Origin of the sequence: Microbacterium resistens NBRC 103078, assembly GCF_001552355.1 — a bacterium.
In the GTDB taxonomy this organism is placed as follows: Bacteria; Actinomycetota; Actinomycetes; order Actinomycetales; family Microbacteriaceae; genus Microbacterium; species Microbacterium resistens.
In genome coordinates this window covers 1-10092 of sequence record NZ_BCRA01000143.1, presented here as the reverse complement: position 1 = coordinate 10092, position 10092 = coordinate 1, and the positions used below count along the sequence as shown (strand labels likewise).

Sequence of the window (10092 nt, the reverse complement as noted above, 5' to 3'; positions counted from 1 at the left end):
GGTCGTCGCCGCGCAGGGCGATCAGCCGCCACGGGCGCAGCGAGGAGTGGTCGGCGACGCGGCCCGCGGCGGCGACGAGCTCCGCGAGCGTCGCGGGCGAGGGCGCGTCATCGGTGACCTTCGACCAGGACTGTCGGGCGAGCGCGGCGTCGCGCGCGCTCACGGCGTGGTCTCGCCGGCGTCCGACTCGGGCTGGAACGACAGGGCGACCGAGTTCATGCAGTAGCGGTCTCCCGTGGGGGTGCCGAAGCCGTCGGGGAAGACGTGTCCCAGGTGCGAGCCGCACGCGGCGCACCGCACCTCCGTGCGCACCATGCCGAGGCTGGTGTCCTCGATCAGCTCGACCGCCTCGGGGCGGATCGACTCGTAGAAGCTCGGCCAGCCGCATCCCGAGTCGAACTTGGTGCCGCTGCGGAACAGCTCCGCTCCGCAGGCCCCGCAGGTGTAGAGGCCGGCCCGATGCTCGTCGAGCAGCTCGCCCGTCCACGGGCGTTCGGTCGCCGCCTCGCGGAGCACGGCGTACCGCTCGGCGCCGAGCTCCGAGCGCCACTCGTCGTCGGTCTTGTTCACGCGATAGTCCATGAGGTTCCTCCCGGAGTGCGGTTGCCCCTCCATTCTCGTCGCTTCCGCCGCCCCCGGGGTCGCGGTGCCGTGCCGGATGCGGGGATCGCGGAGCGCCTGCCGGGGTCGCCGGTCACGCGGACGTACGCTGAGCGGGATGACCGAGCAGCTGTCCGACCGCGATCGCGGCCTCCTCGCCTTCGAGGCGCGCTGGCCGCGCCACAGCGGGGCCAAGGAGGAGGCGATCCGCGTCGAGCTGGATCTGCCGCCCGCCCGGTACTACCTGCTCCTGGACCGGCTGATCGACACGGCGCCGGCGCTCGAGCACGATCCCCTGCTCGTGCGGCGTCTCCGGCGGATGCGGGACGAGGGCGAGCAACGGCGCGCCTCCCGCCTGTCCGGCGTCGCGCGCTGACGGCGTATCCCCCGGAGCGGGCGGTGGCACGCTCAGGGGGCGCACAGGCGTACCGCTAACATCGAGGGGTGCCCACACCCGATCGCGACCGCTTCGACGACGTCCCCCGCACGCACGGCCGCGTCGGCGCGCACCGGGCCGAGAACCCGGGCATGAACGGCTGGGTCGTGCTGCTGTGGTCGATCGTCGCGGCGCTGGTCCTGATCGTCGCCGGTGTGTTCGGCGCCATGGTCGTCATGGGCAAGATCTCCTTCGGTCCCGAGCCGACCGCGAGCGTCGCGCCGTCGAGCCCCGAGACCTCGGCGCCGACGCTCGACACCTCCTACGCGGTGCTCGTCCTCAACGCCACCACCGTGGACAACCTGGCCGCCACGGTGCGCGACTCGATCGTGACCGCCGGGTTCCCGGAGACCGCGGTGATCGCCAGCAACGCGGACGCCACCGACTTCCCGCAGACGACCGTGTACTTCCAGAACCCGGAGGACCAGGCCGCGGCCGAGGCGCTGGCCGGTCTGATCGGCGGAGCACAGGTCCTGCAGAGCGACGTGTACGCCGACGACGTGGTCGAGGGCCAGAAGCAGCTGACGGTGGTGATCGGTCTCGACCGGGTGCCGGCGGACGCGCCCGCCGAGGAGCAGCCGCCGGCCGACGAGCAGCCGCCGGCCGAGGACGCCTCCGCCGACACCACGGCGGAGGGGACCGCGGACAGCACGGCGGATGCGACCGCCGAGGCCGAGGCGGACGCCAGCGGAGACGCGACGGCGGAGTAGCGCCGGGGCGGCTTGCACTCGATGGGGGCGAGTGCCAGAATGGCATTAGCACTCGCTCTCGCTGAGTGCTAAACCCAACGCCTACGTCCAGGAGGGACGACACTACTCATGGCAAAGATCATCGCTTTCGATGAGGAGGCCCGCCGTGGCCTCGAGCGCGGCCTGAACATCCTGGCCGACGCGGTCAAGGTGACGCTCGGCCCGCGCGGCCGCAACGTCGTGCTCGAGAAGAAGTGGGGCGCCCCCACGATCACGAACGACGGCGTGTCGATCGCCAAGGAGATCGAGCTCGACGACCCGTACGAGAAGATCGGTGCGGAGCTCGTCAAGGAGGTCGCCAAGAAGACCGACGACGTCGCGGGTGACGGAACCACGACCGCGACCGTCCTCGCCCAGGCGCTCGTCCGCGAGGGCCTGCGCAACGTCGCCGCCGGCGCCGACCCGATCAGCCTGAAGAAGGGCATCGAGAAGGCCGTCGCCGCGATCACCGCCGAGCTGCTCGAGAACGCCAAGGAGATCGAGTCCAAGGAGCAGATCGCCGCGACCGCCTCCATCTCGGCGGCCGACACGGAGATCGGCGCGCTCATCGCCGAGGCCATCGACAAGGTGGGCAAGGAGGGCGTCGTCACCGTCGAGGAGTCGCAGACCTTCGGCACCGAGCTCGAGCTCACCGAGGGCATGCGCTTCGACAAGGGCTACCTGAACCCCTACTTCGTCACGGACCCGGACCGCCAGGAGGCCGTCTTCGAGGACCCGTACATCCTGATCGCGAACCAGAAGATCTCCAACATCAAGGACCTTCTGCCGGTCGTCGACAAGGTGATCCAGGACGGCAAGGAGCTCGTCATCATCGCCGAGGACGTCGAGGGCGAGGCGCTCGCGACCCTGGTGCTGAACAAGATCCGCGGCATCTTCAAGTCGGTCGCCGTCAAGGCCCCCGGCTTCGGCGACCGCCGCAAGGCCCAGCTGCAGGACATCGCGATCCTCACGGGCGGCACGGTCATCACCGAGGAGGTCGGTCTCAAGCTCGAGAACACCACCCTCGACCTGCTCGGCCGCGCGCGCAAGGTCATCGTCACCAAGGACGAGACCACGATCGTCGAGGGCGCCGGCGACGCCGACCAGATCGCCGGTCGCGTGACCCAGATCCGTCGTGAGATCGAGAACACCGACAGCGACTACGACCGCGAGAAGCTGCAGGAGCGCCTCGCCAAGCTCGCCGGCGGCGTGGCCGTCATCAAGGCAGGTGCGGCGACCGAGGTCGAGCTCAAGGAGCGCAAGCACCGCATCGAGGACGCCGTGCGCAACGCCAAGGCGGCCGTCGAGGAGGGCATCGTCCCCGGTGGTGGCGTGGCCCTCATCCAGTCCGGCACCAAGGCGCTGGCCGCCCTCGAGCTCTCGGGCGACGAGGCGACCGGTGCGAACATCGTGCGCGTCGCGATCGAGGCCCCGCTGAAGCAGATCGCCCTCAACGCCGGCCTCGAGCCGGGCGTCGTCGCGGCGAAGGTCTCGGAGCTCCCCGCGGGCCAGGGCCTGAACGCGGCCACCGGCGAGTACGGTGACATGTTCGGCCAGGGCATCATCGACCCGGCCAAGGTCACCCGTTCGGCGCTGCAGAACGCCGCATCGATCGCGGGTCTGTTCCTCACGACGGAGGCCGTCGTGGCGGACAAGCCGGAGAAGGCTGCGGCTGCTCCGGCCGACCCGACGGGCGGCATGGACTTCTGATCCCGCTCTGACGAAGAGGACCCCCGGCGTCTCGCCGGGGGTCCTCTTCGTTTCGGGGTACGCGGTGCCGGGTCAGCGGAACAGCGCCGCCGAGTACTGCTCGGCCTGCACATACTGCTGCCCCGCCTGATCCAGGGCCTGGGTGATCGCGGCCAGCGCCTGCTCCACCTGGCTCTGCGCGGCCTGCCACTGCTCGTTCGCGGACTGGAACGCCGCGGAGGCCCCGCCGGTCCAGGTGTTCTGCAGCATCGTGAAGTGTCCTCGCAGCGTGACGGTCTCCTGCTGGAGCCGCTCCACGGCGGCGCGCATGGAGTTGGTGACCGAGAAGACGTCGTCGGTGTTGACGGTGATGACGGACATGGGTGTTCCCTTCGAAGAGGCGTCAGCGGACGCTTCGACGCTACGGTCCGCGGCGTCCCCTCCGACGGCGCCTCCCACGATCCGTGGAGGAGGCGGAGGCGGGACCGGCCGGTGCAGGAGGAGCCGGCGGATCGGGTCAGAGGTCGAGGGGCTCGATGGGCTGGGTGTCCTGCAGGAGGTGCTCGGGCGTCGCACGGGACGGGGCGAGCGGGAGCTCCACGGTGAAGGTCGCCCCGCCCCCGTCGGTCTCGGTGACGTTCACGGAGCCCTGCAGAGCCTGGACGATCGAGGCCACGATGGCCAGTCCGAGCCCGGATCCGCCCGTCTCCCGGGCGCGGGAGCTGTCGGCCCGCCAGAAGCGCTGGAAGATCTGCTCGCGGATCGGTTCGGGGACGCCTTCGCCGTGGTCGACGATCGAGAACCAGCCGACACCCTTGTGGCGATCGGCGCCCACGACGATCTCGATCGGGGCGTCGTCCGCGGAGAAGCGCCGTGCGTTGCCGAGGAGGTTCGCGATCACCTGTCGGACCTTGTTCTCCTCGCCGAGCACGATCGGCGGAGTGGACACCGGCGCCACGACCGCCTCGGAGAAGTCGATCTGCGGCATCGGCGGCGTCTCGCGGGCCTTCCGGCGCAGGCGCGAGAGCGAGATCGGCACGCGGCCCCGGGTCCCGACCGGACGCGTCGTCGGCGTCTCCTCGGTCCGCGGTCGGTGCGGAAGATGGGGACGGTGGTTCGGGGTGCTCGTCGGAGTCGGGGTCGTGGTCTCCGCGGTCGTGTCGACGACCGTCACCGGCCGCCGCGGCGCCGCGGCGCGCAGGTCCAGGGCCGCGTCCTGGGCGAGGGGCCGCAGATCGAGCGGCTCGATCGTCAGCTCGCGCTGCTCGTCGAGGCGCGCGAGGGCCAGCAGGTCCTCGACGAGCACGCCCATCCGCAGTGCCTCCTTCTCGATCCGCTCCATGGCGCGGGCGGTGTCCTCCTCGCCCGAGATCGCGCCCATGCGGTACAGCTCGGCATAGCCGCGCACGCTCACCAGCGGGGTGCGCAGCTCGTGGCTGGCGTCGCCGATGAAGCGGCGCATGTGGCTCACCGTGCGGTCGCGCTGGGCGATGGAGGCGTCCAGCCGGTCGAGCATCGTGTTGATCGCGGTGTTGAGCCGGCCCACCTCGGTCGTGGGCTCGAGATCCGTCATGCGCTGGCTGAAGTCGCCCGCCGCGATCGCCATGGCGGTCGACTCGACCTGACCCAGCCGGCGGAAGGTGAGGGTGACGAGGCCGCGGGTCGTGAGCGCGGCGACGAGGATCGTCAGCAGCGCGATCGTGGTGAACACCCCGAGATAGGTGGTGATGATCTCGTCGGTCTCGTGCAGCGACAGCGCGACGACCTGCGTGTAGGTCGCGCTCGCCCCGGGGATCGGACGCACCGCGGCGCTGGCCCGGAACTCTGTGCCTTGCGCGCCGTGCAGCACGAGGACCGCGTCGGCGTCGGCATGGGCCTCGGCGACGGTGTAGTTCGGGTCGAAGTCCGGCGGGACGTCACCGGGGGAGCCGCCCGCGATGCCCTTGAGGTTCCCCGCGGCGTCGTAGATGGCCACGAAGTAGCTGGACAGCCGCAGCGCATCCGGCTTGGCCGTCGCGACCAGGCCGCCCTCGCCGTCGGCCGCGATCGTGAAGTACCGGCTGGCGACGTCGGTGGACACCAGCGCGGGCAGCTGCGACTCGACGTTCCCGATCAGGGACGAGCGCAGGATCGGCATCGTGCCGATCCCGGTGACGATGAGTCCCAGGGCGAGGACCGCCACGGTGACCCCGGTGACCTTGGCGCGCAGGCTGATGCGCCGCCACCATCGGGTGACCGCGTCGGTCTTGTGGGACATCTCAGGCCGACTTGCCGACCTTCAGCATGTAGCCGAAACCGCGCTTGGTCTGGATCACCGGCTCGGTGGTGTGCGGATCGATCTTGCGCCGGAGATAGGAGATGTAGCTCTCCACGATCCCCGCATCGCCGTTGAAGTCGTACTCCCAGACGTGGTCGAGGATCTGCGCCTTGGACAGCACACGGTTCGGGTTGAGCATGAGATAGCGCAGCAGCTTGAACTCGGTGGGGCTGAGCTCGATCGACGTCGACCCGACCATGACGTCGTGCGTGTCCTGGTCCATCGAGAGCTCGCCGGCGCGGATCATCGACTCCTCGTCCGCCTGCATCGTGCGGCGGAGGATCGCCTGTGCGCGAGCGACGATCTCGTCCAGGCTGAACGGCTTGGTGACGTAGTCGTCCCCGCCGGCGTTGAGCCCCTCGATCTTGTCCTCGGTCTCGTCCTTGGCGGTGAGGAAGAGGATCGGGGCGGTGAATCCCGCGCCGCGCAGGCGCTTGGTGACGCTGAACCCGTTCATGTCCGGAAGCATGACGTCCAGGATGATCAGATCCGGCTCCTCCTCCAGGACGGCGGAGATGGTGGCGGCGCCGTTGGCGACCGTCTTCACGGAGAACCCGGCGAAGCTCAGGCCCGTGGACAGCAGGTCGCGGATGTTCGGCTCGTCGTCGACGACCAGGATGCGCGCTTCAGTCATGCCCCCATTATGGTGATCGCGGCCATGCATGTCCTGGATTCGCTGGGAGACGTGTTCCCGGCGGTGTCGGACGCCCCGCGCCGTGGGCCGTCGCACGCCCCGTGCCGTGGGCCGTCGGGCGCGGTGCCCGTTCCCGCCGTGCGCGGAGTACCGTGGCGGCATGGACGCGGATCGGGGCACGGATTTCGAGGAGGACGCGGCGGACCACGGTGGCGACGCGGCCTGCTGGCTGGCGCAGGTCTGCCCCGAGTGCGGAGCTCTGCTCGATGACCGCGTCAGCCCGTGCTGGCGCTGCGGGCGCAGCCCCGGCGAGAGCGACGCCTGAGGCCCTTCCCTCCAACCGCCGCGCGTGGGATCAGGCGGACGCGCGGGATCAGGCGGAGTTGCGCTGCGTGTGCCTGTTCTGGCGTGTTCGCCTGAGCTCGCGCGCTGACTGCACGCGCCAGGCGAGGCGACCGGCGCGTGGGTTCGTGCGCGTGGGATCAGGCAGACGCGCGGGATCAGGCGGAGTTGCGCTGCGTGTGCCTGTTCTCGCGTGTTGGCCTGAGCTCGCGCGCTGACTGCACGCGCGAGGCAGGGCGCCGGGCCTGTGAGATCGCGCCCCGAATACGGTCAGGCGGCGGCGAGCTCGTCGGCGTCGAGGATCGTGTAGCTGTAGCCCTGCTCGGCGAGGAAGCGCTGGCGGTTCTGGGCGTAGTCCTGATCCACCGTGTCACGGGCGATGAGCGTGTAGAAGCTCGCCGTGTGCCCGGACTGCTTGGGGCGCAGGAGCCGCCCCAAGCGCTGCGCCTCCTCCTGGCGGGACCCGAAGGAGCCGGAGACCTGGATCGCCACGGACGCCTCGGGAAGGTCGATCGAGAAGTTCGCGACCTTCGACACGACCAGGAGATCGATCTCGCCCTCCCGGAACTGGCGGTACAGCTCCTCGCGCTCGTCCACGGGGGTGGCCCCGGTGATCTGCGGAGCGCCGAGGGCGTCGGAGAGCGTGTCCAACTGGTCCAGGTACTGGCCGATGACGAGGATGCGCTCGCCGGGGTGCTTGGCGATGAGCTCTCGGACGGCCGTGATCTTCGCCGGCGCCGAGGCGGCGAGCCGGTAGCGCTCGTCGTCGGTCGCCGCCGCGTACTCCAGCCGGTCCCCGGGCGGGAGGTCCACGCGGACCTCATAGCAGGCGGCGGGGGAGATGAACCCCTGCGCCTCGATCTGCTTCCATGGCGCGTCGAAGCGCTTGGGGCCGATGAGGCTGAACACGTCGCCCTCGCGGCCGTCCTCACGCACGAGCGTCGCCGTCAGGCCGATCCGGCGGCGGGCCTGGAGGTCCGCGGTCAGCTTGAACACGGGGGCCGGGAGCAGATGCACCTCGTCGTACACGATCAGGCCCCAGTCCATCTCGTCCAGGAGGGAGAGGTGGGCGTACTGGCCCTTCCGCTTCGCCGTGAGGATCTGGTACGTCGCGATGGTGACCGGCTTGACCTCCTTGACCTGCCCGGAGTACTCGCCGATCTCCTCCGCCGTGAGGGAGGTGCGCTTGAGCAGCTCGTCGCGCCACTGCCGGGCGGACACGGCGTTGGTCACCAGGATCAGGGTCGTCGTCTTGGTCGCGGCCATCGCACCCGCGCCGACGATGGTCTTCCCCGCGCCGCAGGGGAGCACGATCACGCCGGATCCGTCCTTCTCGTACGCGTCGACCGCCTGGCGCTGATACGGGCGCATCTCCCAGCCGTCCTCGGCGAGGGCGATCTCATGCGGCGTGCCGGGGGTGTACCCGGCGAGGTCCTCGGCGGGCCAGCCGATCTTCAGCAGCTCCTGCTTGATCTGCCCACGTGCCCAGGCGTCGACGACGTACGTGTCGGGACCCGGGTGTCCGATCAGCAGCGGCTGGATCCGCTTGTTGTGCGCCACCTGTGTGAGCACGGCCGGATCGGTGGAGCGCAGGATCAGCGTGCCCTCCTCGTCGCGCTCGATCACCAGCCGCCCGTAACGGTCGACCGTCTCGCGCAGGTCGACCGCGACCGAGGGGGGAACGGGGAACCGCGACCAGCGATCGAGCGTCTCCAGCATGTCGTCGGCGCTGTGGCCCGCGGCGCGCGCGTTCCACAGCCCGAGCCGGGTGATCCGGTAGGTGTGGATGTGCTCGGGCGCGCGCTCCAGCTCGGCGAAGATCGCCAGCTCGTGCCGCGCGCTCTCGGCATCGGCGTGGGCGACCTCGAGCAGGACGGTGCGGTCGCTCTGGACGATCAGGGGGCCATCGGACATAGCCGTCCAGTCTACCCGGCGCCCGTGCATGGGCGGCGGTGCGTCGGGGTCGGCGGTCAGGCGGTCCCGGACTCGACGACGCGGGTGGAGCGGATGCTGCGCACGGGGAGGGTGCGTTCCACATCCGCGGTGCGGTCCCGGCCGCGCAGGCGTCCTCCGCCGAGACCCGTGACCTCCAGGACGAGCTCGCGGGTGGAGCCGTCGGGCATCGCGACCTCGACGGCGAGCACCTCCCGGTGCCGGACGGCGTGCTCCAGCTCCCGGTCGAGCCACGCCGCGTCCGCGTCCGGCCCCTGAGCCGCTCGGAGGCGGGCCAGAAGCCCGGCGTAGCGGGCGCGCGGCTCCTCCGCCTCCGGAGCGGCCCCCACCGTGCCGGGACGCGACGCGCGCTCGTCCAGCCCGTCCGGTCCGATGAGGCTCGCAGGATAGTGTTCGTCGATCAGCGCCCAGAAGACGGCGTCTCGCCCGACGCGGGTGAGAAGGGCCCCGTCCTCCGCGGCCAGGCCCAGCGGACGCAGCGCCTGGTCCACGGCGATGGCCTCCAGGAGGTGGGGGTCGGAGCTGGTGACCAGTGTCCGTCCCGACTCCGGATGGGAGCCGACGCGGATCAGACCGTGGCGCTGGGCCGCCTGCGAGATGAGGTACCGGAGCGGTTGGGGGACGCCGGTGAGGGAGAGCGATTCGAGGAACCCGAGGATGCCCTCCTCGGTCTCGCCCGACGCCAGGGCCGCGGCCACGGCATCCGCGGTGAAGCGATACGAAGAGGCCTGCGCCGCGGACTCGCGCACGGCGAATGTGCGAAGGCGCAGGTCGAGCGCGGGAAGGAGCGGGCCGGGCGCGATGGCCGTCAGATCGTTCTGGAGGAAGATGCGGTCCACCTCGGCCGGGAGATGGGCGCTCAGGGCCTCCCGGTCGGCCGGTCGCCCGCGCCGCAGGGAGGTGCCCCACGGCGTCTCGGCCCCGGAGACCTGGAGCCCGAGGAGGGCGGCCCGGCGCAGCAGGTCGGTGGCGGTCTGATCCCACGACGGGTCCCACGGGTGCGCCAGGGGCCACTGATCGTAGGCCGCCCACCCGCCGTCGTCCGTCCGCAGCGACCGGGGGAGCGAGGACCGGAGGCCCTCGGCGAGGGCCGCCCATCTCTCCGGACCGGTCAGGGCGAGCCACTGCTCGCCGCGCGTCGTCATGCGCAGCTGCCGATCCACGGGACGCAGCAGGCCCGCGGCGGTGCCGAGGGCGAAGAGGTCGTCCAGCAGCGCGGAATCGTCCGGCAGACCGTGATCCACGGCGCGGCGCTTCTCGATCGCACCGACCTGTCCTCCGGCGAGAAGACCGAAGGGCGACTCCTGCGCCAGCACCAGGAGGTCGGCGAGGACCGCCGTCGTCGTGAACGCGCGCTCCGCGGCGCCGGCCGAGGCCGGCGCGTCCGCTTCCA

11 protein-coding genes are annotated in these 10092 nt (G+C 71.1%); 4 read left to right on the top strand and 7 right to left on the bottom strand.

The window, feature by feature from the left end:
* Positions 1-163, bottom strand: a 163-nt coding sequence (locus tag MR1_RS20605; protein ID WP_174522561.1) for a nitroreductase family protein, incomplete at its 3' end; no start/stop codon positions are given.
* On the bottom strand, positions 160-582 hold the full coding sequence (gene msrB, locus MR1_RS17430; RefSeq protein ID WP_067249963.1) for a peptide-methionine (R)-S-oxide reductase MsrB: 423 nt from the start codon (positions 580-582) through the stop codon (positions 160-162). The genes MR1_RS20605 and msrB, both read right to left, overlap by 4 nt.
* A 136-nt stretch (positions 583-718) precedes the next feature.
* Here msrB and MR1_RS17425 point away from each other — a divergent pair, with 136 nt between their 5' ends.
* The 3 genes from MR1_RS17425 to groL all read left to right on the top strand — a co-directional run bounded on the left by MR1_RS17425 (position 719) and on the right by groL (position 3474).
* Positions 719-976 carry a DUF3263 domain-containing protein gene (locus MR1_RS17425; protein WP_067249960.1) on the top strand — a complete coding sequence of 86 codons (258 nt, stop codon included), beginning with the start codon at positions 719-721 and terminating at the stop codon, positions 974-976.
* A 68-nt stretch (positions 977-1044) separates the two neighbouring features.
* Positions 1045-1746, top strand: a complete 702-nt coding sequence (locus MR1_RS17420) for a LytR C-terminal domain-containing protein (RefSeq protein ID WP_255218188.1) — start codon at positions 1045-1047, stop codon at positions 1744-1746.
* 108 nt (positions 1747-1854) lie between these two features.
* Positions 1855-3474: a chaperonin GroEL gene (gene groL / locus MR1_RS17415; protein WP_067249957.1), complete on the top strand. Its 1620-nt coding sequence runs from the start codon at positions 1855-1857 to the stop codon at positions 3472-3474.
* A gap of 72 nt (positions 3475-3546) precedes the next feature.
* Here groL and MR1_RS17410 read toward each other — a convergent pair whose 3' ends face one another.
* The 3 genes from MR1_RS17410 to MR1_RS17400 all read right to left on the bottom strand — a co-directional run bounded on the left by MR1_RS17410 (position 3547) and on the right by MR1_RS17400 (position 6404).
* Positions 3547-3834 (bottom strand): WXG100 family type VII secretion target, encoded by a 288-nt coding sequence (locus MR1_RS17410; RefSeq protein WP_067249954.1) that lies wholly within the window; start codon positions 3832-3834, stop codon positions 3547-3549.
* A 136-nt stretch (positions 3835-3970) separates the two neighbouring features.
* Positions 3971-5710: a sensor histidine kinase gene (locus tag MR1_RS17405; protein ID WP_067249950.1), complete on the bottom strand. Its 1740-nt coding sequence runs from the start codon at positions 5708-5710 to the stop codon at positions 3971-3973.
* A gap of 1 nt (position 5711) precedes the next feature.
* Positions 5712-6404: a response regulator transcription factor gene (locus MR1_RS17400; RefSeq protein WP_067249947.1), complete on the bottom strand. Its 693-nt coding sequence runs from the start codon at positions 6402-6404 to the stop codon at positions 5712-5714.
* A gap of 160 nt (positions 6405-6564) precedes the next feature.
* On the opposite strand from MR1_RS17400, the gene MR1_RS20260 reads away from it, so the two are divergent.
* Positions 6565-6729 (top strand): hypothetical protein, encoded by a 165-nt coding sequence (locus MR1_RS20260; protein ID WP_169797711.1) that lies wholly within the window; start codon positions 6565-6567, stop codon positions 6727-6729.
* 287 nt (positions 6730-7016) lie between these two features.
* On the opposite strand, the gene MR1_RS17395 is transcribed toward MR1_RS20260, so the two are convergent.
* Both MR1_RS17395 and MR1_RS17390 read right to left on the bottom strand, forming a co-directional pair.
* Positions 7017-8660, bottom strand: coding sequence for a DNA repair helicase XPB (locus MR1_RS17395; protein WP_067249944.1), 1644 nt, complete (start codon positions 8658-8660; stop codon positions 7017-7019).
* A gap of 56 nt (positions 8661-8716) precedes the next feature.
* A partial coding sequence (locus MR1_RS17390) for a helicase-associated domain-containing protein (RefSeq protein WP_067249942.1) occupies positions 8717-10092 on the bottom strand: 1376 nt, incomplete at its 5' end.

Bases quoted from the DNA above. Each gene is read 5' to 3' on its own strand.
- msrB (WP_067249963.1), bottom strand. From the start codon at position 582: ATGGACTATCGCGTGAACAAGACCGACGACGAGTGGCGCTCGGAGCTC.
- MR1_RS17425 (WP_067249960.1), top strand. From the start codon at position 719: ATGACCGAGCAGCTGTCCGACCGCGATCGCGGCCTCCTCGCCTTCGAG.
- groL (WP_067249957.1), top strand. From the start codon at position 1,855: ATGGCAAAGATCATCGCTTTCGATGAGGAGGCCCGCCGTGGCCTCGAG.
- MR1_RS17410 (WP_067249954.1), bottom strand. From the start codon at position 3,834: ATGTCCGTCATCACCGTCAACACCGACGACGTCTTCTCGGTCACCAAC.
- MR1_RS17405 (WP_067249950.1), bottom strand. From the start codon at position 5,710: ATGTCCCACAAGACCGACGCGGTCACCCGATGGTGGCGGCGCATCAGC.
- MR1_RS17400 (WP_067249947.1), bottom strand. From the start codon at position 6,404: ATGACTGAAGCGCGCATCCTGGTCGTCGACGACGAGCCGAACATCCGC.
- MR1_RS20260 (WP_169797711.1), top strand. From the start codon at position 6,565: ATGGACGCGGATCGGGGCACGGATTTCGAGGAGGACGCGGCGGACCAC.
- MR1_RS17395 (WP_067249944.1), bottom strand. From the start codon at position 8,660: ATGTCCGATGGCCCCCTGATCGTCCAGAGCGACCGCACCGTCCTGCTC.